At 39.9% G+C, this 23369-nt stretch carries 35 protein-coding genes and 8 tRNA genes; 32 read left to right on the forward strand and 11 right to left on the reverse strand.

Translation table 11 applies throughout. The annotated features are described in order from the left end of the window. The first annotated feature begins 24 nt into the window (after positions 1-24). A complete protein-coding gene (locus HC660_RS02590) occupies positions 25-504 on the forward strand; it encodes a PH domain-containing protein (RefSeq protein ID WP_168746985.1) in 480 nt (159 codons plus the stop codon). Next, the gene (locus HC660_RS02595) at positions 494-1975 is read left to right on the forward strand and encodes a PH domain-containing protein (RefSeq protein ID WP_168746986.1); all 1482 of its coding nucleotides are present in this window, start codon (positions 494-496) and stop codon (positions 1973-1975) included. The genes HC660_RS02590 and HC660_RS02595 overlap by 11 nt, the downstream gene beginning before the upstream one ends. Here HC660_RS02595 and HC660_RS02600 read toward each other — a convergent pair. Continuing rightward, entirely contained in the window at positions 1972-2571 is a 600-nt protein-coding gene (locus HC660_RS02600; protein ID WP_168746987.1) for a rhomboid family intramembrane serine protease, read from the reverse strand. The genes HC660_RS02595 and HC660_RS02600 overlap by 4 nt on opposite strands. A 94-nt stretch (positions 2572-2665) precedes the next feature. On the opposite strand from HC660_RS02600, the gene acpS reads away from it, so the two are divergent. The 14 genes from acpS to HC660_RS02670 all read left to right on the forward strand — a co-directional run bounded on the left by acpS (position 2666) and on the right by HC660_RS02670 (position 13566). Continuing rightward, positions 2666-3031 carry a holo-ACP synthase gene (acpS, locus tag HC660_RS02605; protein ID WP_010333111.1) on the forward strand — a complete coding sequence of 122 codons (366 nt, stop codon included), beginning with the start codon at positions 2666-2668 and terminating at the stop codon, positions 3029-3031. 165 nt (positions 3032-3196) lie between these two features. Further along, positions 3197-4213, forward strand: coding sequence for a LolA family protein (locus HC660_RS02610; protein WP_081720864.1), 1017 nt, complete (start codon positions 3197-3199; stop codon positions 4211-4213). A gap of 116 nt (positions 4214-4329) precedes the next feature. After that, complete coding sequence (gene alr / locus HC660_RS02615) at positions 4330-5499, forward strand: alanine racemase (RefSeq protein ID WP_168746988.1); 1170 nt, start codon at positions 4330-4332, stop codon at positions 5497-5499. Positions 5500-5616: 117 nt separating this feature from the next. Further along, complete coding sequence (gene endB / locus HC660_RS02620) at positions 5617-5898, forward strand: type II toxin-antitoxin system antitoxin EndoAI (protein ID WP_003225183.1); 282 nt, start codon at positions 5617-5619, stop codon at positions 5896-5898. Between the two features lie 4 nt (positions 5899-5902). After that, a complete protein-coding gene (gene ndoA, locus HC660_RS02625; protein WP_003156187.1) occupies positions 5903-6253 on the forward strand; it encodes a type II toxin-antitoxin system endoribonuclease NdoA in 351 nt (116 codons plus the stop codon). Between the two features lie 116 nt (positions 6254-6369). Then, on the forward strand, positions 6370-7194 hold the full coding sequence (rsbRA, locus tag HC660_RS02630; protein WP_081720860.1) for an RsbT co-antagonist protein RsbRA: 825 nt from the start codon (positions 6370-6372) through the stop codon (positions 7192-7194). Positions 7195-7198: 4 nt separating this feature from the next. Further along, positions 7199-7564, forward strand: a complete 366-nt coding sequence (rsbS, locus tag HC660_RS02635; RefSeq protein WP_010333115.1) for an RsbT antagonist protein RsbS — start codon at positions 7199-7201, stop codon at positions 7562-7564. Positions 7565-7567: 3 nt separating this feature from the next. Then, positions 7568-7969 (forward strand): serine/threonine-protein kinase RsbT, encoded by a 402-nt coding sequence (gene rsbT, locus HC660_RS02640; RefSeq protein ID WP_010333116.1) that lies wholly within the window; start codon positions 7568-7570, stop codon positions 7967-7969. 11 nt (positions 7970-7980) lie between these two features. Beyond that, positions 7981-8988, forward strand: a complete 1008-nt coding sequence (gene rsbU / locus HC660_RS02645) for a phosphoserine phosphatase RsbU (RefSeq protein ID WP_010333117.1) — start codon at positions 7981-7983, stop codon at positions 8986-8988. Positions 8989-9049: 61 nt separating this feature from the next. Continuing rightward, positions 9050-9379, forward strand: a complete 330-nt coding sequence (gene rsbV, locus HC660_RS02650; protein WP_010333118.1) for an anti-sigma factor antagonist RsbV — start codon at positions 9050-9052, stop codon at positions 9377-9379. Beyond that, positions 9376-9858: an anti-sigma B factor RsbW gene (gene rsbW / locus HC660_RS02655; RefSeq protein WP_010333119.1), complete on the forward strand. Its 483-nt coding sequence runs from the start codon at positions 9376-9378 to the stop codon at positions 9856-9858. The genes rsbV and rsbW overlap by 4 nt, the downstream gene beginning before the upstream one ends. Continuing rightward, on the forward strand, positions 9824-10612 hold the full coding sequence (gene sigB, locus HC660_RS02660) for an RNA polymerase sigma factor SigB (protein WP_010333120.1): 789 nt from the start codon (positions 9824-9826) through the stop codon (positions 10610-10612). The genes rsbW and sigB overlap by 35 nt, the downstream gene beginning before the upstream one ends. Further along, positions 10612-11211 carry a phosphoserine phosphatase RsbX gene (gene rsbX, locus HC660_RS02665; protein ID WP_010333121.1) on the forward strand — a complete coding sequence of 200 codons (600 nt, stop codon included), beginning with the start codon at positions 10612-10614 and terminating at the stop codon, positions 11209-11211. The genes sigB and rsbX overlap by 1 nt, the downstream gene beginning before the upstream one ends. 195 nt (positions 11212-11406) lie before the next feature. Beyond that, positions 11407-13566, forward strand: a complete 2160-nt coding sequence (locus HC660_RS02670) for a Tex family protein (protein WP_168746989.1) — start codon at positions 11407-11409, stop codon at positions 13564-13566. A 9-nt stretch (positions 13567-13575) separates the two neighbouring features. On the opposite strand, the gene cmpA is transcribed toward HC660_RS02670, so the two are convergent. Continuing rightward, positions 13576-13689, reverse strand: a complete 114-nt coding sequence (gene cmpA / locus HC660_RS02675; protein WP_003225207.1) for a cortex morphogenetic protein CmpA — start codon at positions 13687-13689, stop codon at positions 13576-13578. Between the two features lie 102 nt (positions 13690-13791). Here cmpA and HC660_RS02680 point away from each other — a divergent pair, with 102 nt between their 5' ends. The 8 genes from HC660_RS02680 to HC660_RS02715 all read left to right on the forward strand — a co-directional run bounded on the left by HC660_RS02680 (position 13792) and on the right by HC660_RS02715 (position 15083). Then, complete coding sequence (locus HC660_RS02680) at positions 13792-14244, forward strand: SprT family protein (RefSeq protein WP_168746990.1); 453 nt, start codon at positions 13792-13794, stop codon at positions 14242-14244. A 122-nt stretch (positions 14245-14366) separates the two neighbouring features. Then, positions 14367-14441 (forward strand) — tRNA-Asn (locus HC660_RS02685). Positions 14442-14446: 5 nt separating this feature from the next. Then, positions 14447-14537: transfer RNA gene (locus HC660_RS02690), tRNA-Ser, on the forward strand. A 29-nt stretch (positions 14538-14566) separates the two neighbouring features. Further along, positions 14567-14638 (forward strand) — tRNA-Glu (locus HC660_RS02695). A gap of 12 nt (positions 14639-14650) precedes the next feature. Further along, positions 14651-14725, forward strand: a tRNA-Gln gene (locus HC660_RS02700). A gap of 27 nt (positions 14726-14752) precedes the next feature. Continuing rightward, positions 14753-14828, forward strand: a tRNA-Lys gene (locus tag HC660_RS02705). 11 nt (positions 14829-14839) lie between these two features. After that, a tRNA-Leu gene (locus HC660_RS02710) sits at positions 14840-14921 on the forward strand. A gap of 78 nt (positions 14922-14999) precedes the next feature. Beyond that, positions 15000-15083 (forward strand) — tRNA-Leu (locus tag HC660_RS02715). A gap of 241 nt (positions 15084-15324) precedes the next feature. Here HC660_RS02715 and HC660_RS02720 read toward each other — a convergent pair. The 5 genes from HC660_RS02720 to HC660_RS02740 form a co-directional block, all read right to left on the reverse strand. After that, a complete protein-coding gene (locus tag HC660_RS02720) occupies positions 15325-15468 on the reverse strand; it encodes a YvrJ family protein (protein ID WP_081638236.1) in 144 nt (47 codons plus the stop codon). A gap of 15 nt (positions 15469-15483) precedes the next feature. Next, on the reverse strand, positions 15484-16029 hold the full coding sequence (locus tag HC660_RS02725; protein WP_168746991.1) for an N-acetylmuramoyl-L-alanine amidase: 546 nt from the start codon (positions 16027-16029) through the stop codon (positions 15484-15486). 6 nt (positions 16030-16035) lie between these two features. Beyond that, positions 16036-16239 carry a hypothetical protein gene (locus tag HC660_RS02730; protein ID WP_168746992.1) on the reverse strand — a complete coding sequence of 68 codons (204 nt, stop codon included), beginning with the start codon at positions 16237-16239 and terminating at the stop codon, positions 16036-16038. Between the two features lies 1 nt (position 16240). Continuing rightward, positions 16241-16492, reverse strand: coding sequence for a glutaredoxin family protein (locus tag HC660_RS02735; protein WP_128473627.1), 252 nt, complete (start codon positions 16490-16492; stop codon positions 16241-16243). A gap of 29 nt (positions 16493-16521) precedes the next feature. Then, positions 16522-16592 (reverse strand) — tRNA-Cys (locus tag HC660_RS02740). A 195-nt stretch (positions 16593-16787) separates the two neighbouring features. On the opposite strand from HC660_RS02740, the gene HC660_RS02745 reads away from it, so the two are divergent. The 3 genes from HC660_RS02745 to HC660_RS02755 all read left to right on the forward strand — a co-directional run bounded on the left by HC660_RS02745 (position 16788) and on the right by HC660_RS02755 (position 18485). Continuing rightward, the gene (locus HC660_RS02745; RefSeq protein ID WP_024120311.1) at positions 16788-17357 is read left to right on the forward strand and encodes a sigma-70 family RNA polymerase sigma factor; all 570 of its coding nucleotides are present in this window, start codon (positions 16788-16790) and stop codon (positions 17355-17357) included. A 12-nt stretch (positions 17358-17369) separates the two neighbouring features. Next, positions 17370-17603 carry a hypothetical protein gene (locus HC660_RS02750; protein WP_168746725.1) on the forward strand — a complete coding sequence of 78 codons (234 nt, stop codon included), beginning with the start codon at positions 17370-17372 and terminating at the stop codon, positions 17601-17603. A 108-nt stretch (positions 17604-17711) separates the two neighbouring features. Next, a complete protein-coding gene (locus HC660_RS02755; protein ID WP_168746993.1) occupies positions 17712-18485 on the forward strand; it encodes a phospholipase A2 family protein in 774 nt (257 codons plus the stop codon). 35 nt (positions 18486-18520) lie between these two features. Here HC660_RS02755 and HC660_RS02760 read toward each other — a convergent pair whose 3' ends face one another. After that, positions 18521-18778 carry a YesK family protein gene (locus HC660_RS02760; RefSeq protein WP_168746994.1) on the reverse strand — a complete coding sequence of 86 codons (258 nt, stop codon included), beginning with the start codon at positions 18776-18778 and terminating at the stop codon, positions 18521-18523. 392 nt (positions 18779-19170) lie between these two features. Between HC660_RS02760 and HC660_RS02765 the strand changes: the two genes are divergently transcribed. Together HC660_RS02765 and HC660_RS02770 are read left to right on the forward strand one after the other, a co-directional pair. Then, entirely contained in the window at positions 19171-19506 is a 336-nt protein-coding gene (locus tag HC660_RS02765; protein WP_164907159.1) for a DUF3139 domain-containing protein, read from the forward strand. Positions 19507-19529: 23 nt separating this feature from the next. Continuing rightward, complete coding sequence (locus HC660_RS02770; RefSeq protein WP_168746995.1) at positions 19530-20090, forward strand: YiiX/YebB-like N1pC/P60 family cysteine hydrolase; 561 nt, start codon at positions 19530-19532, stop codon at positions 20088-20090. A gap of 258 nt (positions 20091-20348) precedes the next feature. On the opposite strand, the gene HC660_RS02775 is transcribed toward HC660_RS02770, so the two are convergent. From HC660_RS02775 to HC660_RS02785, 3 genes are read right to left on the reverse strand one after another with little or no spacing between them, the layout of a single operon-like run. Beyond that, entirely contained in the window at positions 20349-21455 is a 1107-nt protein-coding gene (locus HC660_RS02775) for a tyrosine-type recombinase/integrase (protein WP_168746996.1), read from the reverse strand. Positions 21456-21466: 11 nt separating this feature from the next. Beyond that, the gene (locus HC660_RS02780; RefSeq protein WP_168746997.1) at positions 21467-21982 is read right to left on the reverse strand and encodes an ImmA/IrrE family metallo-endopeptidase; all 516 of its coding nucleotides are present in this window, start codon (positions 21980-21982) and stop codon (positions 21467-21469) included. 17 nt (positions 21983-21999) lie between these two features. Then, positions 22000-22383 carry a helix-turn-helix domain-containing protein gene (locus HC660_RS02785; RefSeq protein WP_168746998.1) on the reverse strand — a complete coding sequence of 128 codons (384 nt, stop codon included), beginning with the start codon at positions 22381-22383 and terminating at the stop codon, positions 22000-22002. Positions 22384-22537: 154 nt separating this feature from the next. Between HC660_RS02785 and xis the strand changes: the two genes are divergently transcribed. Genes xis through HC660_RS02800 form a run of 3 tightly spaced genes read left to right on the forward strand, consistent with a single transcriptional unit; the run spans position 22538 to position 23299 of the window. Then, positions 22538-22768 (forward strand): ICEBs1 excisionase, encoded by a 231-nt coding sequence (gene xis, locus HC660_RS02790; protein WP_168746999.1) that lies wholly within the window; start codon positions 22538-22540, stop codon positions 22766-22768. Continuing rightward, entirely contained in the window at positions 22734-22985 is a 252-nt protein-coding gene (locus HC660_RS02795; RefSeq protein ID WP_375805082.1) for a hypothetical protein, read from the forward strand. Before xis ends, HC660_RS02795 begins: the two co-directional genes overlap by 35 nt. Positions 22986-23038: 53 nt before the next feature. Further along, complete coding sequence (locus tag HC660_RS02800) at positions 23039-23299, forward strand: hypothetical protein (RefSeq protein WP_168747000.1); 261 nt, start codon at positions 23039-23041, stop codon at positions 23297-23299. Positions 23300-23369: the final 70 nt, after the last annotated feature.

Consider the following 23369-nt stretch of genomic DNA (forward strand, 5'->3'; position numbering starts at 1 on the left):
TGATAAAAACGGGAGGTAGGTATTTTGAGAGAGCAGCCAAAAAACCAAATCAGTCCAGACGGATTAAAGGTTTGGCGACTTCAGGAGATAATGATATCCGCTGTCTGCTTGCTTATTGTCATAGCAGTTGCAGTGTTAAGTTATTTTTTTCATTGGCCGTACTGGATCAGCGGCGTGCTCGGCGCAGTTTGGCTGCTGGGTTCGATCGTGACGGTTTATCTGATTCCAAAGGTCCGGCACAAAGTGTGGCGTTACGAGGTTCATGAAAATGAAATAGACATTCAATCGGGTATCTTTGTTGTGACACGCGTGATTGTACCGATGGTCAGGGTCCAGCACGTAGACACCTCACAAGGGCCGTTATTAAGAAAATACAATCTGGCAACAGTGAAGATTTTTACGGCTGCAACTGTGCATTCGATTCCTGCTTTAGAGATGAAGGAAGCGGATCAGCTGAGAGACTCCATTTCGCGCCTGGCAAGGGTGACTGACGATGATGTCTGAACCGAAGCGCCTTCACCCGGCGGCAGTCATTTTGAATTTATCCCATACCATTATTCAAACGATAAAAAATATCATTCTGCCATTCTTTTTTGTGTATATCGTCGACTCTAATCACACTGTCCGTTTTTACGGAGCCATCGCGCTCGGCGTTTTGTTCATCTGGCTCGTGGCAGCAAGCATTATCAAATGGAGAAAGTTTTCCTATCGAATCGAAGATGATGAATTTAGAATCGAAGAAGGCTTGTTTGTAACGAAAAAGAGGTACATATCGATTGACCGGATTCAGACAATGAATACGAGTGCGGGAGTGGTCCAGCAAATTTTCAAGCTTGTCAAACTGCAAATTGAAACGGCTGGAGGCGGCAAAGAGGCGGAAGCGGTATTATCGGCTATTTCAGTTGAAGAAGCTGAAAGAATTAAAGAAGCCGTATTTAAGAAAAAAGCAGAAAGACATTCAATCGATACTGAGGAAGGCCTGTCAGAAGCTAAAGAGGCGGTCCCGGATGCGGAGCCGCAGGTGAGCTACAGCATGAATGCAAAAGAATTACTCATGGCCGCTTCAACATCTGGAGGGATCGGCGTAATTATCTCTGCTGTATTTGCGCTCATTTCTCAGCTGGACGAGGTGCTGCCGATGGATTGGCTCTTCGGGAAATTCTCCTTTCTGCAGCACGCCAACATAGGCATATACGCCGTGCTTATCTTTATCGGTTTATTTATCACCTGGATTCTCAGCATAGCCGGCATGATGTTCAAATATGCTAACTTTCAAATCATTAAAAAAGAGCAGGAATTGGTGATTTCAAGGGGAATTATTGAAAAACATCAAGTCACCATACCGCTTCGCAAAATACAAGCCATCAAAATAAAAGAAAACATCATCCGCCAGCTTTTCGGTTTTGCGACGGTGTCAATCGTCAGCGCGGGCGGCGGAGGAGACTCGGAAAAAGCAGAGGGCGCTTCGACCATTCTGTTTCCGATGATTCACAAAAAAAAGCTTCCCGGCATGCTGCGTACTTTTACGCCGGAATACACGGTGGAAGAAAATCGCCGCCATCTGCCGCAGCGCGCATTGAAGCGGTACTTATTCCGCGCAACCATTTTCTCCATTTTTTTAATCATTCCACTCTGTATTTTCTTCCAGCCATGGGGCTATTTCTCGATTGTCCTGCTGCCGATTGAGTTGTTCTTCGGGTATCTTGCCTATAAGGATGCGGCCTGGGTAATCAGCGGAGACCGTCTCCAGCTGACATCGAGGTTTATCGGCAGAACGACTGCAATTGTGTTGAGAAAGCGAATGCAGGTATGCAAGGCGAGCCAATCTTATTTTCAAAAGAAGGGGAAGCTGTATACCCTTTCCACCTCGGTAAAATCGTCGAGCCATATGGAAGAATTAACGGTGAGAGATGTGGGAGAAGAGGATACAGATTTCATTTTAAATTGGTACTCATATGAAAAAGCGGACGGTTAATACCGCCGCTCTTTTTTTTGTACACATAAAAAAGACAGGAGAAACCCGCCGCAAAGTCCAAACAGGTGGGCCATCATGTTAATATTGGAGTTGATAAACGACATGAGAACGGCAAAGGCAAGCAATGTGAGAATCATTTTGGAATTGTCCTGTCCGATCAGCTCTTTACGAAAAAGAACCATAAACAGATAAACGCCGAACAGCCCGAAAATCGCGCCAGAAGCCCCGACATGCAGATAATCCAGCGGTTCTGTAAAATACGTGCCGATGTTTCCGATCATTCCGGAGCCTGCATACACAAGAAGGAAACGCGCTTTTCCAAGCATTCGTTCCAGAGCCGGTGCAAATAAAAAGATGGACATTGAATTAAACAGCAGATGGGTAAACCCTGCGTGAAGGAAAATCGGCGTGACCAGCCGCCACCATTCTCCGTTAGCGACGCCAAGGTTATAGCCTGTGAGAGCGTCTCTCCACAACGCGACTGAAGGAACAGGAAGTGAAAAGAACAGCCAGAGAACGGCCTGAAAAGCCAATATAAAGGTGACAACGGGATAAAGCCTGACAAAGGTTTGAAAGTTTTCAGTCCGTATAAACATGCCTAGCCCCATTTCTTCATTTTGGTATTTCTATAGTAACACGTTTATGAGACAAACCATTCAAATAGTACGAGGGCAAAGGAGGTTGTAAAATATGATTTACGGTATAGGATTGGACATCATTGAACTTAAGCGGATCGCTTCAATGGCTGATCGCCAGAAACGATTTGCCGAGCGCATTTTAACAGGCAGCGAGTTTGCTCAGTATCAGGAGCTTTCTGAGAAAAGAAAAATCGAATTTCTCGCAGGGAGATTTGCGGCAAAAGAAGCTTTTTCGAAAGCATACGGTACAGGAATAGGCAAGAACCTAAGCTTTCATGACATTGAAATCACAAAAGATTCGAATGGCAAGCCTTTTATTGTTTGCGCAAAGCTGAGCCAAGCCGCCGTTCATGTATCGATTACTCATACGAAGGAATATGCGGCTGCACAGGTTGTCATTGAAAGGTTGTCAAGCTAGTCTGCATATTAGGGACACCCCTCTCATATATTTGATAATGCATTAAGGGAGACGAGTTGTTTGAGGCTTTTATGGTACGCCTCTGTTCTGTTTAAACGTTTACCGAGCGTACCGTTAAAGTCAAACAAGCGATTTCTTCCTTTTACATCAATTGAGAAAAAGGGGTTGAAAAAGGTGAGAAAAAGCTTTGTTTTGCTTTTAACGGGACTGCTGGCTGTCCTTATTCTTTCTGCCTGCGGACAAAAATCACAGGAAGATGTCGTTACCGGGCTGGACGAGAAGGCGAAAGAATATACCTCGTACAAAGCAAAAGCAAAAATGACCATTGAGACAGGGAGTGACCCGCAAGTATACAATGTGGAAATTTGGCACAAAAAACCGTCTCTGTATCGGGTCTATCTAGAAAATCCGAAAAAGGACCAAAACCAAGTCATTTTACGAAACGAAAACGGAGTATTTGTTCTCACACCGTCTTTAAATAAGAGCTTCAGATTTCAAAGCGACTGGCCAAACAACAGCAGCCAAGTCTATTTGTTTGAATCGCTAGTGAAGGATATTCAAAACGATTCGGATGCAGTCTTCACTTCAAAAGAATCAAAATACGTATTTGAAACAAAAACGAACTATCAGCATAACAAAATGCTTCCGACACAAGAAATCACATTTAACAAGAAGGACATGAGCCCGTTATCTGTCAAAGTCATGGATACCGACCGAAAAGTGATGGTGAAAGTAGAGTTCAGCAGCTTCCAATTCAATAAGCAATTTGATAAAGAGTCCTTTGACGAAAAGAAAAATATGACCCTTTCTCAAATGGATGTTGCCACTAGCGCGAAACCTTCCGACTCTTTTGCCGTTAAAACGCCGCTCGAACTGCCGCTAGGCGTAAAACTGCTTGAAGAAAAAGATATTTCAACGGAAGATGGCAAGCGCGTCATCATGACTTACGGCGGAGAAAAATCGTTTACCCTGATTCAGGAAAAAGCCCAGGTTGCGAAAGCTTCCTCCTCAGTTACGCTAAACGCGGAACCGGTTAATCTTGGCTACACAATCGGCGCCTTATCAGATGCCTCGCTAACATGGACTTACGAAGGCGTAGATTATCTTCTGTCATCTAAAGATCTGTCACAAGAGGAGATGGTGACAGTCGCCAAAAGCATGCAGGGACAATCATCCAAATAATCTCCTAAAGGCCGAATACAATTTGGCCTTTTTTTCGTCAGGCAGAATTTCACTTTGCCCTATAATTTTAGTATGATATGTAAATGATATTGAATAAACGCTAGGAAGTGTCATAAATGAGCACAAAACCTTTTTACAGAGACACGTGGGCGGAAATTGATCTGTCCGCGATTAAAGAAAATGTCAGTAATATGAAAAAACACATTGGTGAACAGGTCCACCTGATGGCGGTTGTGAAAGCAAATGCCTATGGACATGGGGATGCAGAAGTAGCGAAGGCTGCTCTTGAGGCAGGTGCTTCATGCTTAGCCGTGGCGATCTTGGATGAAGCGATTTCTCTTCGCCAGCGGGGCCTGACAGCGCCGATATTGGTGCTCGGCGCGGTTCCTCCGGAGTATGTGAAAATCGCAGCGGAATACGACGTGACTTTAACGGGGTATTCTGTTGAATGGCTTCAAGAAGCTGCTCGCCACCTCAAGAAAGCTTCCCTTCATTTTCATCTGAAAGTCGATACGGGAATGAACAGGCTCGGCGTGAAAACAGAAGAAGAGATTCATCACGTGATGACAATCCTGGAGCGAAATCCGGGCTTGAAATGCAAAGGGGTCTTCACTCATTTTGCGACTGCTGATGAAAAACAAAGAGGCTACTTTTTGATGCAGTTTGAACGCTTTAAAGAATTGATTGCTCCTCTGCCTTTAAAGAAACTGATGGTTCACTGCGCCAACAGCGCCGCCGGACTGCGTCTGAAAAAAGGCTTTTTTAACGCGGTCAGATTTGGCATCGGCATGTACGGCCTTCGTCCGTCAGCGGAAATTACCGATGAAATCCCGTTTAAACTGCGACCCGCATTCACCCTGCATTCGACCCTGTCGCATGTCAAAAAAGTACACAAAGGGGAAAGTGTCAGCTACGGGGCGGAATACACAGCGGAAAAAGACACGTGGATCGGAACGGTGCCCGTTGGCTATGCGGACGGCTGGCTCCGCAAATTAAAGGGAACAGAGATACTCGTGAAAGGAAAACGGCTGAAAATCGCCGGCCGAATCTGCATGGACCAATTTATGGTGGAGCTGGATCATGAATATCCACCTGGCACAAAGGTCACATTAATCGGCCGCCAGGGGGATGAATATATTTCCATGGATGAGATCGCAGGCAGGCTAGAAACCATTAACTACGAGGTGGCTTGTACAATAAGTTCGCGCGTCCCCCGTATGTTTTTGGAAAATGGGAGTATAATGGAAGTGAGAAATCCTTTATTGCAGGGGAATGCAAGCAAATAGCTCATGTCACGATAGAGAATTTTTAAAACAGCTTTGCTTGATGAGTGAATAATGGTATCATTATCACTGGATGGATAAAAGAGTCGTATCCGTAAGTTTGGTGGAGGTGTATGTTTTTTGTCTGAATCCAGCGCAAGAACCGAAATGAAAATCAGCTTGCCCGAAAACCTAGTAGCTGAATTGGATGGTGTAGCGATGCGGGAGAAACGAAGCAGAAACGAACTGATATCACAAGCAGTGAGAGCCTATGTCAGCGAACGAACAACTCGTCACAACCGTGATTTGATGAGACGCGGCTATATGGAAATGGCGAAGATCAACCTGAATATTTCTTCCGAGGCTCACTTTGCGGAGTGCGAGGCTGAAACGACAGTTGAGCGCTTAGTCAGCGGAGGATAATCATTTGATTGTGAAACGCGGCGATGTTTATTTTGCTGATTTATCTCCTGTTGTTGGCTCAGAGCAAGGCGGGGTGCGCCCGGTTTTAGTGATCCAAAATGACATCGGAAATCGCTTCAGCCCAACTGCTATTGTTGCAGCCATAACAGCCCAAATACAGAAAGCGAAATTACCAACCCACGTCGAAATTGATGCAAAACGCTACGGTTTTGAAAGAGATTCCGTTATTTTGCTGGAGCAAATTCGGACGATTGACAAGCAAAGGTTAACGGATAAGATTACTCATCTGGATGATGAAATGATGGATAAGGTTGATGAAGCCTTACAGATCAGTTTGGCACTCATTGATTTTTAGTAATATTTGCCTAGTTGCTCAAATAGAGCAACTTTTTTTGTTTTCAAAAAAAATTAACGATATAATAGTGGAATAACGAAAAAAATATGTTGTTTTTTATCGGGAGGTAAGCGAATTTGATGTCGAACCAGACTGTATACCAGTTCATTGCCGAGAATCAAAATGAACTGCTCCAACTGTGGACTGACACACTAAAAGAATTAAGCGAACAAGAATCCTATCAGCTGACTCACCAAGTGTATGAAAATATATCTAAAGAATATATCGACATCCTGCTCTCATCTGTTAAGGATGACAGTGCTGCTGAAAGCCAAATCAGCGAACTGGCGTTAAGAGCTGTTCAAATCGGACTCTCTTTAAAGTTTCTGGCTACGGTGCTAGCTGAATTCTGGAAACGCCTCTACACGAAGATGAACGATAAGAGATTGCCAGATCAAGAGAGTACGGAATTAATCTGGCAGATCGACCGCTTTTTCAGCCCGATTAATACTGAGATTTTTAACCAATACTCAATTTCATGGGAAAAAACGGTATCTCTGCAAAAAATTGCGCTGCAGGAGCTATCTGCGCCGCTCATCCCAGTGTTTGAAAATATCACCGTAATGCCGCTGGTCGGAACAATTGATACCGAACGCGCAAAAAGAATTATGGAAAACCTTCTTAACGGCGTTGTTAAACACCGGTCACAAGTCGTGTTGATAGACATTACAGGTGTTCCTGTCGTTGACACGATGGTTGCCCACCATATTATTCAGGCGTCTGAGGCTGTAAGGCTTGTCGGAGCGAAATGCCTGCTCGCCGGAATCCGGCCGGAAATTGCTCAGACAATCGTCAACCTGGGCATTGATTTATCTCAAGTTATAACTAAGAATACCCTGCAAAAAGGAATTCAAACAGCATTGGAAATGACGGATCGAAAAATCGTTTCATTGGGGGAATAACATTGTGAGACATCCGAAAATCCCGATCTTGAAACTGTATAATTGCTTATTAGTATCTATTCAATGGGAACTAGATGATCAAACCGCATTAACCTTTCAAGAAGACTTATTAAATAAAATTTATGAAACAGGTGCTAACGGAGTCGTGATTGACCTGACATCTGTAGATATAATAGATTCATTTATCGCTAAAGTGCTGGGCGACGTCATTACAATGTCTAAGTTAATGGGGGCAAAAGTTGTCTTAACCGGCATTCAGCCTGCCGTTGCAGTTACGCTGATTGAACTTGGAATTGCACTTGAGGAAATCGAAACTGCGCTCGACTTAGAGCAGGGGCTTGAGACATTGAAGCGGGAATTGGGGGAATAGCGAATGAACGACCAATCCTGTGTAAAAATCATGACAGAATGGGATATTGTGGCCGCCAGACAACTGGGACGAAACGTTGCAAAAGAGCTGGGTTTCGGCACGGTAGACCAGGCAAGGATCACAACGGCTATATCAGAATTAGCCAGAAACATTTATTTATATGCCGGCAAGGGCCAGATAGGGATTGAACAGGTCACAGATAGAGGAAAAAAGGGCCTGAAAATTATAGCGGAAGACAAAGGGCCGGGGATTCCAGATATCCGTAAAGTCATGGAAGACGGGTTTTCCACGTCAGGCGGACTCGGAGCGGGACTTCCCGGTGTGAAAAGGCTGATGGATGAATTCAGTTTAAATTCCGTAACGGGGGAAGGTACAGAGATACAAGCCATTAAATGGCTTCGGTAGGAGGTAAGAAAGTGGATTTTAGGGAGGTTATTGAGCAGCGGTATCATCAGCTGCTTAATCGATATATAGCCGAATTAACGGAAACATCTTTATATCAGGCCCAAAAATTCAGCCGAAAAACAATCGAGCATCAAATTCCTCCGGAAGAAATCATCAGCATTCACCGAAAAGTGCTGAAGGAGCTGTATCCAAGTCTCCCGGAAGATGTTTTTCATTCGCTGGATTTTTTAATTGAAGTCATGATTGGATATGGAATGGCTTATCAGGAGCATCAAACCCTTAGGGGGATACAGCAGGAAATCAAATCAGAAATTGAAATTGCAGCTAATGTACAGCAGACGCTTCTAGGAACAAAAATTCCGGAGGAAGAAGCGCTGGACATTGGCGCGATCAGTGTGCCCGCCAAACAGATGAGCGGTGATTATTATCATTTTGTTAAAGACAAAGAGTCCATTAATATTGCCATTGCTGACGTCATCGGTAAAGGGATTCCGGCAGCTTTATGTATGTCTATGATTAAATACGCAATGGATTCTTTGCCGGAAACAGGCATTCACCCATCACAGGTGCTGAAAAACTTGAATCGCGTTGTTGAACAAAACGTTGATGCCAGTATGTTTATTACGATGTTTTATGCCAATTACAATACGGACAATCATCGATTTACATACGCTTCAGCGGGACATGAACCAGGATTTTACTATTCTCAAAAAGATAATACATTTTATGATTTAGATGCTAAAGGGCTTGTTCTCGGAATTTCGCAAGATTATGACTACAGGCAATTTGACAAGCAACTTGAAAAGGGAGATATGATTGTTTTATTTTCTGACGGTGTTACAGAATGCAGGACGGAAAACGGTTTCTTGGAGCGTCACGATATACAGAAGCTCATTGAGGAACATATGTGTTGCGATGCCCAGGAAATGGTGAAAAACATTTATGACAGCCTCCTTAAATTGCAGGATTTTCAGCTTCATGATGATTTTACGTTAATTGTTTTAAGAAGAAAGGTTTAGCGTTCGCCGGCCGTGGGTATATAACTACTAGTTATTTAAAGGATAATTTGAGGTGAAACGAATGAATATAAATATTGATGTGAAACAGAATGTCGATGATATACAAGTAAACATTGCTGGAGAAATTGATGTGTATTCAGCGCCGGTTCTCAGAGAAAAGCTCGTTCCTCTGGCGGAAGAAGGCGCAGACTTAAGGATTTGTCTGAAGAATGTCAGCTACATGGACAGTACCGGACTTGGCGTCTTCGTAGGCGTTTTTAAAACAGTGAAAAAACAAGGCGGTTCCCTTAAGCTTGAAAATCTGTCTGACCGGCTGATCCGTCTGTTCGAAATTACTGGTCTTAAGGACATCATTGATATTTCAGCAAAGTCAGAAGGTGGAGTGCAATGAATAACAAAGCTGATTACATCGAAATGAAAGTGCCGGCCCAGCCTGAATACGTAGGGATTATACGGCTGACTCTGTCTGGCGTTGCAAGCAGAATGGGCTATACGTACGATGAAATTGAAGATCTGAAAATCGCAGTGAGCGAAGCTTGTACAAATGCGGTTCAGCACGCTTATAAAGAAGACAAAAACGGGGAAGTGTCAATACGATTCGGCGTGTTCGAGGATCGTTTAGAGGTCATTGTGGCAGATGAAGGCGACAGCTTTGATTTTGATGAAAAGCAGCAGGATCTTGGGCCGTACACACCTTCACACACAGTCGATCAATTATCAGAAGGAGGGCTCGGTCTATATTTAATGGAAACGCTCATGGATGAAGTCAGAGTGCAAAACAACTCCGGCGTCACCGTAGCGATGACAAAGTATTTAAATGGGGAGCGAGTTGATCATGACACAACCATCAAAAACTACGAAACTAACTAAAGATGAAGTCGATCGGCTCATAAGCGATTACCAAACAAAACAAGATGAACAGGCGCAGGAAACGCTTGTGCGGGTGTATACGAATCTGGTTGATATGCTTGCGAAGAAATACTCAAAGGGCAAAAGCTTCCACGAAGATCTCCGCCAAGTCGGCATGATCGGGCTTCTCGGCGCGATAAAGCGCTATGATCCTGTGGTGGGCAAATCGTTTGAAGCTTTTGCGATCCCGACCATCATCGGGGAGATTAAACGTTTCCTCAGAGATAAGACGTGGAGCGTTCATGTTCCGAGACGAATCAAAGAACTGGGGCCGAGAATCAAAATGGCGGTCGATCAGCTGACGACAGAAACACAAAGGTCGCCGAAAGTGGAAGAGATTGCTGAATTCCTCGATGTATCAGAGGAAGAGGTTCTTGAAACCATGGAGATGGGCAAAAGCTATCAAGCCTTGTCTGTTGATCACAGTATTGAAGCAGATGCGGACGGAAGCACAGTTACCATTCTCGATATCGTCGGTTCACAGGAGGATGGATATGAGCGGGTGAACCAGAAAATGATGCTGCAGAGCGTGCTTCATGTCCTGTCAGACCGTGAAAAACAAATTATAGACCTAACGTACATTCAAAACAAAAGTCAAAAAGAAACTGGGGACATTCTCGGTATATCTCAAATGCACGTCTCGCGTCTGCAGCGCAAAGCTGTGAAGAAGCTCAGAGAGGCCTTGATTGAAGATCCCTCCATGGAGTTAATGTAATGATCCAGGTTGAAGAAAACGAGCATATTCAAACCCTTGTATACCAACTGAATAAAGAAGGAAAATCGATTTGCGGTGACAGTTTTTTTATGAAAGCTGATGATCAAGAATTAATTTGTGCGGTAGCTGACGGACTTGGAAGCGGATCGCTTGCCAACGAATCTTCTTCAGCAATCAAAGACTTAGTGGAAAACTATGCGAACGAAGACGTACAAAGCATCATCGAACGCTGTAATCAGGCGATGAAAAACAAAAGAGGGGCTACAGCTTCTGTTTTGAAAATTAACTTTGAACAAAGGCAGTTTACGTACTGCTCCGTCGGAAATGTACAGTTTATTCTGCATTCCCCGTCTGGTGAAAGCTTTTATCCTCTCCCGATTTCAGGCTATTTATCAGGCAAGCCGCAAAAATACAAAACGCACACCGCTACCTATGAAAAGGGTTCTAAGTTCATTATACATACAGATGGACTCAACGTACCCGATATCCGCTCCCACTTAAAAAAAGGCCAATCGGTAGAAGAAATATCAAATTCGCTGAAAATGTATACGACATCTAGAAGAGACGATCTGACATATATTCTTGGACTGCTGTCCTAGGAATGTAGAAAAAAGAAGCTGGGAAAGCCGGCTTCTTTTTTTGTAGCTGGCTATTAATAAGCCACTTACGGAACTTTATGAGCGGCGGTTTACAGAAACTTTTAGAAATGAATACATCAGCTGTCTTTTTTTATGTGTTTTTTTCTGTTTTTGATACACTAGAGAAAGAACGACAAAATTGGAGGCTATGGTTACATGGAAACGTCAGCCCTTTTGAAACAGCAAATTGCGAAAGAAATAGGTTTATCACAAAAACATGTTGAAAGCGTCATCCGCCTTCTTGAGGACGGCAACACAGTTCCGTTCATCGCCAGATATCGAAAAGAGCAGACGGGTTCAATGGACGAGGTTCAGATTCAGACCATTTCTGAACGATGGCAATACATACAAAACCTGAATCAGCGAAAAGAAGAAGTGATCAGGTTAATCGCTGAGCAGGATAAACTAACAGATGAATTAAAACGCAAAATTGACCAATCCGTAAAACTTCAGGAAGTAGAAGACCTCTACCGTCCGTATAAACAAAAGCGCAAAACGAAAGCGACAGTCGCCAAAAGCAAAGGTCTTGAGCCGCTTGCCGACTATATCATGACCCTTCCGCAAGATGACCGCCTTGCAGAAACAGCAGACCAATATATCAGCGAAGAAAAAGAAGTGTTCACCAGAGAAGAAGCCATTGAAGGCGCCAAGCATATTATTGCGGAACAAATCTCGGACGAACCGAATTTCAGAAAATGGATTCGCCAGGAAACCTTTAAAAAAGGAACGATCAAGTCAGCTGCCGGAAAATCAGCAGACACAGATGAAAAAAACGTGTACGAAATGTACTACGAGTATGAAGAACCAATCGCAAAGGTCGTTCCGCACAGAGTGCTTGCCATGAATCGCGGCGAAAAAGAAGACATTTTAAAGGTGTCTATCGAACCGCCAGCAGATCACATTAAGGCTTATTTAGAAAAACAAATCATCAAAAACCGTTCAACGTCTGTAAAAGACATTTTGCAGGAAACGATTGAAGACAGCTACAAAAGACTGATTCAGCCGGCCATTGAACGTGAAATCAGAAAAGAGCTGTCAGAAAAAGCAGATGAACAGGCGATTCATATTTTTTCTGAGAACCTCAGAAAGCTTCTCCTTCAGCCGCCGATGAAAGGCAAGACGGTTCTCGGTGTAGATCCGGCTTTTCGAACAGGCTGTAAGCTGGCAGTGTCAGATGAAACCGGGAAAGTCTTAAAAATTGATGTGATTTACCCACATGCACCTGTCAAAAAAACGAAGGAAGCTCATGAGAAAGTGAAAGCGATTCTTGAAAAGTATCAAGTGGAAATGGTGGCGATTGGAAACGGCACAGCCTCCAGGGAGACAGAGCAATTCATTGTGAATGTGCTGAAGGACACGCCGCGTGATATTTATTATGTGATTGTCAATGAAGCGGGGGCAAGCGTATATTCGGCTTCTGAGCTTGCCAGAGAAGAATTCCCTGAGCTTCAGGTCGAGGAACGCAGTGCAGTATCCATCGCACGGAGACTTCAAGACCCGCTTGCGGAACTCGTCAAAATTGATCCGAAATCTGTAGGTGTCGGACAGTATCAGCATGACGTCAGCCAAAAACGCTTAAATGAATCCCTGCGTTTTGTCGTTGAGACAGTCGTAAACCAGGTAGGAGTAAATGTCAACACAGCTTCCGCGGCGCTGCTTCAGTATGTAGCGGGATTATCAAAGTCCGTAGCGGGCAACATTGTCAAAAAGCGGGAAGAGCTCGGTAAATTTTCGAATCGAAAAGAACTGAAAGACATTCCAAGGCTCGGCGCGAAAACCTATGAACAATGTATCGGCTTTTTAAGAGTGCAGGAAGGGACAGAGCCTTTGGACAGAACAGGAATCCACCCGGAAAGCTATAAAGAAACAAAAACGCTTTTGAAAAAGCTCGGTGTTTCAACAGAGCAAATCGGCACGGCGGAATTGAAGGACAAAATCAACAAACTGGAGCTTTCTGAAACAGCAAAAGAACTGGGAATCGGTGAAATTACGCTGAAGGACATATGTGAACAGCTGACAAGACCTGAACGTGATCCGCGTGATGAGGTGCCTAAGCCTCTGCTGAAAACAGACGTCCTTCAGCTGGAGGATCTGAAAGAAGGAATGGAGCTGCAGGGCACCGTGCGCAATGTAGTGGACTTCGGAGCGTTTGTTGATATTGGAGTCAAACAGGACGGGCTTGTGCACATTTCAAAACTCAGCAATCAATTCGTCAAGCATCCGCTTGATGTTGTATCCGTCGGTGACATCGTGACGGTTTGGGTTGACGGTGTCGATGTGCAAAAAGGCAGAGTATCACTGTCTATGGTAAAATAAAAGCACTGCTTACGAGCAGTGTTTTTTCCTATAGAAATACCAGCATTGATTCAGCAGTTTAATTTGATAATTATCTTTTTCAAGGAACGCTTTTTGCATCTGTTTTTTCAGCCAATTTGGCATAGGCTCATTCCTCCTCAGCTTTGATATAAGAGGGGCGGTGATTACCCTATTGTATGCGAACAGTGAATTGTCCCGTTCAATGTTTTTTTAGTGAGGTGCACCATGGATAACAAAGATTTGCAAAAGCTTACAGAGGATATTTCCAACACATTTTTCAAAAAGCCGTTTCGACATCAGGCTGTTTTCAACGACAAACTTAAAACGACCGGCGGAAGATACCTGTTAACCTCTCATAACATCGAATTGAACAGAAAATATTTGATTGAGCACGGCAGAGAGGAACTGATCGGCATTATCAAGCATGAGCTGTGCCATTATCACCTTCACCTTGAAGGAAAAGGATACAAGCACAGGGACAGAGATTTCAGAACGCTTCTCCAGCAAGTCAATGCGCCCCGCTTCTGTACGCCTCTAAAGAAAAAAACAGAAAGCAAAAAAACATATAGGTATATATGTACGGCTTGCGGCCAACAGTATATAAAGAGACGCGCCATGAATCCTGACAGATACAGATGCGGAAAATGCCGCGGGAAAATAAAAAGAATTTTTTCGTAAAAAAGGTTGACGAAACTGGCAAGCCTATGTTACATTATAAAAGTCGTCACGAGAGATAAATAAAAAACATTTCCTCTTGACTCTGAATGACAAGCCTGATATAATGAATCTTGTCTCATTATTCCACAGTAGCTCAGTGGTAGAGCTATCGGCTGTTAACCGATCGGTCGCAGGTTCGAATCCTGCCTGTGGAGCCATATTTGGAGAAGTACTCAAGTGGCTGAAGAGGCGCCCCTGCTAAGGGTGTAGGTCGCGTAAGCGGCGCGAGGGTTCAAATCCCTCCTTCTCCGCCATAAGATTGCGATATAAGTTCTCAACCATCGGCCCGTTGGTCAAGCGGTTAAGACACCGCCCTTTCACGGCGGTAACACGGGTTCGAATCCCGTACGGGTCATTCCATTTTCGTTGGGCTATAGCCAAGCGGTAAGGCAACGGACTTTGACTCCGTCATGCGTTGGTTCGAATCCAGCTAGCCCAGCCATTTTTATTTTTTGAAATTAAATAGTAAGAGCCATTAGCTCAGTTGGTAGAGCATCTGACTTTTAATCAGAGGGTCGAAGGTTCGAGTCCTTCATGGCTCACCATTTGTCTTTTTGCGGGTGTGGCGGAATTGGCAGACGCGCTAGACTTAGGATCTAGTGTCTTACGACGTGGGGGTTCGAGTCCCTTCACCCGCACTTTATTTTACAAAGTGCACGCAAATTGGTTTTACTAGGTTAAGAGCCTGAAAACCAGCACAACATTTTAATAGTCACGCGGTCGTGGCGGAATGGCAGACGCGCTAGGTTGAGGGCCTAGTGGGTGAATAACCCGTGGAGGTTCAAGTCCTCTCGGCCGCATCCCAATAATACCAAGGGTTTAACCGCATTTGGTATTATTTTCTTATGTGGAAAATAAGGCTATGGAAGAAGACTTACTCACCAAAACTCACCAGTTACTTAAAGTAAGTTGGTATTGCGGTGTGTGTTTCCTAGGGGAATTATTCATATAAACGTATAGTACTTTAATATATCCGAAAAAAAACCAGTTCTTTGAAATGTTAGCCGCCACAGTAAGCATTTCCCGAACTGGTTTTCTTAATTATTTTTTGTTTTTGAGTTCAATAATTGCTTCCGTCAATGCATCTAATTTGCTCTCTAGCCGTGTTAGTAAATAAACAGCAACTAATATAGGAAAACCAAAATTTCCAATGATAGCAATAAGCGTTTCAGTAGATAAATTCAAGCAACTCCCTCCTTTTTAAAGGTTAGTTGCGATACTGGCAATACTATTAGCCATTGTTTGGCTCAATTCTTCAATAAATGTCGGTTTCTTTAAAAGAGACGCGTCTTTTTTGGAATCTAAAAAAAGATTCTCCAACAAAATAGCTGGCATTTTAGTTTGCCTCAAAACCGCAAAATTTGCTTCACGTTGTCCTCTATCAGTCATACCCTGCAGTTTTAAAAAGTTTATAATATCTTTATGCATCTCTTGTTGGATTTGTCCTGTGATAGTATTCTTTAGACCAGGATAGATGTATGATTCAAATCCTGTTCCCCCACCTGCATTATGATGAAGAGAAACAAAGAGGTTACTATTTAGTTTGTTTGCAATCTGTGATCGTTTATTTAAAGACACAAATTCATCAGTATTTCGAGTTAGATGAACTATCACGCTCTGCTTTGTTTTTAGATGTTGTTCTACTTTTAATACTAAGTCCAAAGTTAAATTTTTCTCAATCAAACCATTGCCTGTTGCCCCACTATCGTTACCTCCATGACCCGCATCTAAAACTATATTAGGCATTCAAAGTCACTCCTCATCAGAACACAACTTCAGACCATACTTTTTCTCTAATAACCTATTTATTTCTTTCAAATGTTTACTGTAACAGAGCACAATATCTTGATACATCTCTTTTTCTTCAATATTGCATGAGTTTAACTTTTGAGCAACTAACAATAAATCTTTTTTCAATTGATAATACTGATTCAGTGAATTATCAAATTGTTTCATTTTAATCCCCCAATAGAAGACTCTCTAATTTATTAACATTAAATCCTGCAACAGTAATCTCTTTTGGCTCTCTTTCAAAAGTAATAATGGTAAAGGGTACCCCTAAAACCTTTCTTTCTAATAGTTCTCGTTTGTGTTTTTCAACTTCTACTTTTTTTTCTAGGTATTCAATAGAATGTTTATCTAACCATTCTTTTTGTTTCTTGCAAAAAATGCAATTAGCAGCTGTAAAAACAATAATATTTGGTTTCATTAATATTCACCTTCCTAAATTGAAATTAAAGGCAGCAATCGGATTCGAACCGATGATAAAGGTTTTGCAGACCTTTGCCTTACCACTTGGCTATACTGCCATTTGTACCAAATAAAGTGAAAAATCCACCATGGATGTAAACGTTCTTTATAAACTTTTAACTATTTCCTAAATTTCTCATGAAAAATTGAAAAAATTTAATCATTGGTTTAAAATAGAACATGCGTTCCCTAATTTTACATAATCGTTTACTTCTTCTAATTTAATTTCACTAAATAGGTAGAGGTGATTTTTCATGAGCAAACAAACATTGTTAAATTTTCAATTTTTGAATGAACCAATAGTTAAAAAATTTCTTACAAACTCTACAAACAAAAAAGTTTTTAAAAAGGCCACCGAACATCCTACTCTACAAAATCAACAGTTATTGGATCAGAGATTCAAAAAGTTTTATAAAAAAGCGCGTATACTTAAGTACCTAACCACAATGATTAAAGTATCTTCAATTGATTTTGACAAGCGAAACCGCAGAATGCAGCAAAGATTTTTACTTACACTAGATGCTCCATTAAAACAAGATGAAGAAATAACTGCATCTAGAATAGAAACTATTCCAGATAAGACTGAAGTCGATACTCTTACAAAGTGTTGTATCAGCTTGGATGAATGTATCACAGATCCACAATTACATCAGGCTTATACAAATCTCAATGAAAAACAGAAAAAAATTCTAAATTTAATGTATATAGAAGGTCTAACTCTCCAAGACATAGCTACTTTTCTAGGGGACTCAAGGCAAAACGTTTTTAATATCTACAAAAGAAGCCTTAATAAATTGAAACAGACTTGTAATCAAGAAGATTAGGAGGAAATTGAAGTGGATTTTTTGTGTAAAGATGAAAACATTCTCTCTCAAAAAGAAAAAGAAGAAATAATAAAGATGATGGCACCCCTTATCAAAAAATGTTTATATAATGTTTCTTTTCAAGAAAGAGAAGATTTTGAACAAGAAATAATAGCTAAAATGTTGAGTAAATTAAACTGGCTCTACCTTCAAGATGTTCCTGGTTTTTGGGAGTTTGCAATTATCCATGAAAATAAGCTTGAATAATTTTTAAAGAGAGTTTACTTTTCATATACTCAATTCACTTTGTAGATCAGGAGGCAATAATCAGTAAGAGCAATTAGCGCCTCTAAAAAATTAAAGGAGTTGGGATATTTGCAAATCTTAAATGGTGTTTACATGGAAGGTCAAGAACTGCAAGAATTAAAAGAAAGGGCATTTAATGACAGTTCATTTGATGATCTATTAGTAGTGGTAAACCAGCAGTTCAATAATGAACAAACAGTTTCAAAAAAAGATTTGAAAGTAGACAAAGGTTATAAAAGTGACATTGAACTTGAGGAAGGATATGTTGTCTCAGGTAAACAAATTGTCTTTATTAATGAATCTAAAACTGTACGAATTGCATATTACGAACTAAATGATTATGAATTACCAATAGAGTATAAAGAAGTAGCTCAGGTTTTAACAACAGATAAAACTGATTCGCATTATTTATTAGGTATTACCTTTAATACAGAAGGTGAAATTGAAATTGATACCCTATCTGTTGATTATCCAGAATCACAACTTCCAGATATAACTGAGCCTTTGCCTAATGATCCTAATTATATTCCTCAAGATACAGGAAACTTTATGGATTCGGGGGAAGAAACCTCAGGAGATTTCACAACAAAAGTATGGTGGACTTCAAATGGATGTTTGCCAGGAGGATACCAACATTGCGGTGGAAACTGTGGCTACAACGGAGATCATGGCGGCGGAAAACCAATCAATTATACCGATAGTTGTTGTGTGTTACACGATAGATGCTATGGTAAGGGGTTAAGGAAATGTAAGTGTGATACAATGCTAGTTGAATGCGTAAGAAATGAAGTAACCTGGGCTGCATTTGGAATTAGAATGTATTTTGGACCTAAAGGCTGTTAAAAGGGTGCCTGGCTAATGACTAGCCAGGCTTTTCTTTAGTCCTTCAAAAATCCTAATGCGCTTATAACGATCAAAGCGATTACTGATGAAACAAACAAAGAGACACTGATAGCCCCTAACCCTATTCCTTCCCATCGACCAACAATGAAACTTACAATAAATAAGATTATACTTAGCACCATTAAAACTGATGGGATACCATACTGTAGAGGAGATTTCTTTTTTTTAAATAATAAAGAAATGCCCACAATAATAACACAAAAAATAGCTGTCATTAGCCAGAGTGTCATCATTACTCATCCCCTTTTAAAAAGTTTTGGAAAGTTTTATTATAACAGATAATTTATAGATGAAGGCCTCTCATACAGGATTAGTGACAATATGAGCAGAAGCAAGGGGAAGGGGGAGAGAAACTGAATCCATATGCCTAAAAAAGACTATTTCCCCTTTTAGTTCAGTTGCTTAGAAAAAATAATCGAATAGAAGCAACTTTCCATTTTTAGTAGGAAAGTGTTATCTATTCTGCAATTTTCTTCGAAAGGTCTTAAAACTGAATCCTTTGTGATAACAATGTAAACATTTTTAGGAATAGGGTTAACATTGATAGAGATATAGTGTACAATTGTCTCAACATCCCATTTTATACAAGTACTCTTAATGTTTGGAAAAGGAGATGGATCACTTAATGAACAAGAAAATAGCTTTAATTATTATTGCAATAGTTGCGTTAATTGTAATTGGGTTCTTTTCAGTAAACTATTTCTATGATTATCAAGCCAAGAAAATTGCATCTAAAACTGAAAATTATTTGATTAATGAAGAGGATAAGAAAAAAGAAGATATCAAAGAAGTTAAAGGTATTCGATCTAAGGTTGGAGATTATGGGATTTTGGTTAGAGTCATATATAAAAACGAGCCTAACATACATTATTTCTACATTTCGAATAACGGCAAAATAACGTTTGAAGGAAAGGAGGATCTTAGTAAAGCCAAAGATCCCATTCTTAATAAAAATGAATGACAAATCGAAGGGGGAAATAAGTTTTGTTTGCTAGGATTTTAACTATTTTCTTTGTTGCTTTAGGATGTTTGTTTACTAACGGATTGCATTCAGCACAAGCAGTAAAATACAGCAATGGTCAAACAGCAAAAGCTGGAGATGTATTGATCTCGAAAAAGTCATTGGACAATTACTTTGTTGGACACGCTGCAATAGTTGGGGGAGATGGTGCTACTGCAGTGGAAGTATATAAAGGAAGAAGCACTGTAAAAAGCTCTAAGTTAAGTGATTGGTTTAAAAAGCAAGACAGAGGATATAATGTAATGCGTTACAAGAGTTCTAGCATAGCATCAGGTGCTGGATATTGGGCGAGTTATAATGTAGGAGCAAAGTATAACTATAGGATTGTTTCTTCTTCTGCCTTAAGAGATTGGAAAGATCTTTATTGTTCCAAATTTGTATATCAAGCGTTCTATTATAGTGGTGGTGTTAAACTTAAGATTTTAGGAGATCAAGCTGAAATGTGGGAATACCCTCCTACGTCAAACTGGGTTATCAATCCTAACTTAATGGTTGTTATGGAGGACTTCACTCGGATTAAATGAGGTCATATAATTACATACTAATTTAACATTAAGTTTTAAGTAATGTCTTGAATAGTCTATATAGCCAGAAAAGAGAGATAAGTTTATTCTTATCTCTTTCTTTTTTGGGGAAAATTAGTTTGATTACCCTAATCAATACTAAAAAATTTGAGTTGTAGTGAGATTCATAATCTGGAGACTAATTATTGGAAACCTTGCTGGTGATATGAATAGGTCTAAATTTATTGGGAATTTTCAATCCTTCGATATCTGAGTTATTTATAGCAATTCGTCCAAACGATCTGCAGTTTCCTTCTGTTTATTAGGAAAAAGATGTCCGTAAGTATTCATTGTGAAAGAAACGGAACTATGCCCTAATCGTTCTTTTATTACTAAATAATCTTCCCCTTGATGGATAAGTAAGGCTACATGTGAATGCCTCAAATCATGGAAGCGGATAGGATCAACATTTCCTCTCTGACAAATCTGTTTTATTTTCCTGCTGAAAATATCTTTGGTAGGCGGTCTGTCTTTGTACTGGAACATATAAGTTTCTTCTGATTGATGAATTCCTAATTCATCAAAGATTTCCTTCTGATGTCGTCTCCATTCATCAAGCAATGTTATAAGTTTTGAATTGATACTTATACGGCGAATAGAATTTTTAGTTTTTGGAGATGTAATTATATATTCTTGGTTTATATATGTTAAAGCTTTGTATACATTGATTTCTCTTCTAAACTTGTCTAAATCCTTCCATTGAAGTGCTAAAATTTCTCCTAAGCGCATTCCAGTCAGATAATCGGTCGTATAGAACACCTTAAAAATAAATTCGTCTTTTTCTATGAGACTAATAAATTCTTTGAACTGATCAGGAGTCCAAAACTTCATCTGTTTTTTGACAACACTTAAATTTTTCACCTTTGCACATGGGTTTTTGATTAAAACATCTTCTACGATACCTATATCAAAAATTTTGCTGAGAATAATCATTGTGTTGTTTATTGTCTTATTTTCAAGTCCTTTATCAACTAGTAATTTTTGAAAGTCTTGAATTTCATTATGGGTAACCTTTTTGACAATACAATTTTCAAAATGCGGGATGATATGTTTTTCTATTGTATATTTTTCAATATTATAATAATTGGGCTTATGGTGAAGCTTACATTGTTCCAAATAAATGCTCACTAGTGTAGAGAAACTGACTTCCTTATGGCTTGTTAGTAAACCATCACTGTGTGCTTTTTTTATTGCATGATACATTTCTTCAGCATGTTTTTTCGTTTTTAAGGTCATTGTTTTTCTTTTGCGTTTTCCTGTTACTGGATCAAAACCAAGACTAACGTCGATTCTATATCTTCCATCTTTAGTTTTCCTTATAGACATTATTTTGCTCCTTAGAATTGTGCTATTAGTTTATTATCGAAAACGTTGAAACCTCTTGAAGAAGAAAACTTCAGCTGCTCAATTTTATGTTTGATTACAAAAGTAGGGACATTAAAATAAGTTGCAATGTCGTTTAACGTATATTCATTGAAGTTGATATTTGCATCTTGAATCATTTTATCAGTTACCAAAAGTTCAGAAGCGAATATGTTGGCCTGATGTTCCAACTTTTCTTCCAAGATGAGTGAACAATTAGACAATTTGAAAGAATTCAATTTCTTGTGGAGAAAAAAGTGCCCAAGTTCATGGGCAATAACAAAATTTCTGTAACTGGCATTTTCATTGATGTGAATAATGTACTCATCTTCCTCTTCACAGTATTGAAGGAAGCCATTTACGTTGCCTAGGTTACTTTCTAAATGAAAAATTCTTAAATTGTTACAAATGATATTTACATTGTTGGTTTTATTTTTTTTAATAATTTCTTGTGCTTTGTGTTTTATACTTTTTGAAGTGTAAATGTTCATCACTCTTTCAATGTTTATTATTTGTCTTTGCGCTTCATTTCGTTAACAAACCGGACTCCATTCTTTAATGCTTTTTTTATTAATTCAGCTGTTTCTTCGTCAATATCACCATTTTTCATAAAGAGAAGTGTTTCTTCGTCTTTAAGTTCTTCAATTGCTTCATTAAATGCTTTTTCTAGATTAGATTTTTTCTTTTGAGGAGGTTGAGGTCTATCTAATAAGAAATCAATAGATACATCAAAATAATTTGCAATCTTACTTAATGTTTCGCTTGTAGGTAGGATTTCGTCTTTCTCAAACCTTGTTATGGAACTTTGACTTAAAAATAATTTTTCAGCTAATTCTTTTTGGGTTAATCCTCTTTGTTTTCTCAAAGTTTTTAATTTATGACCAAAACTCATTTTTAAGACCTCATTTTTATTTTTATATTACAACTAGTCATATTTTTTTAAAAGAAAATATGCGTATTTTGCATTTTTTGTGTTGACATCATGCGTATAGTCATTTATTATATAGATAGTTAATGATTATACGCATTTTTCCGGGGGTGATAATTTGAATGAGTTTCTGAGTGCAAAGGATATTCAAAATATTTTAGGTGTAAAGCAAGCAAAGGCATATGAAATAATTCGATCACTTAATAAAGAAATGGAGAATGACGGCTATATGGTCATTCAAGGTAAAGTTAATCGTGCAAAATTTGAAGAACGTTATTGTTATAAAAGCAGAAGACAGGAACAGGATGATCATTATGAATCTAAGCCAAACTCATTCATTTATGCGTAAAGCAATTCCTTTGGCCAAACAAATGGAAGGTGATTGGATAGCGCGAATGAAGATTGCTCTTAATTCGGTCATCATAAATCATTATTTAAACCTTCCTTTAACAAATGAAAATGTTAATGAATTACTGCGGAAAGGCGTTTCGTATCGCAGGATATGTAAGCATTATGGCATTGGAAGAAAAGACATTGAAAAGCTGCGGCAATCATCCATAGTGTGACGCTATATACCACTATAGGGAGCCGTTATGAACTCTTTGAAAGGGGGGATGCGATGAAAATAAAGGTGAATGCAACAATCATTACTGATGTTGAAGCTTTAAAGGCTGATAAGGATTTGAAGCATTTTAAAGATTATGCCACCTGTGAATCATATGTTGTTGATGCTGATAATTATTTGAAGGCCAATAAAGAAATATCTGAGCTGTTAAAAGGCTGGGATTGGTGGTGTATATGGTCAACTCGTCCATTGAATAAGAAAGAAAACCAAGTATTTACTTTGTATAACGATGAATTGTATAACTTGTGTCGCTAGGGGTGTTTGTTCTTTGAAAACTATATACAGACAAAAAAAGCGCCTTGACGAATGATCATCAAGAACGCCG

The organism is Bacillus mojavensis, assembly GCF_012648005.1.
Classification (GTDB): Bacteria; Bacillota; Bacilli; order Bacillales; family Bacillaceae; genus Bacillus; species Bacillus mojavensis.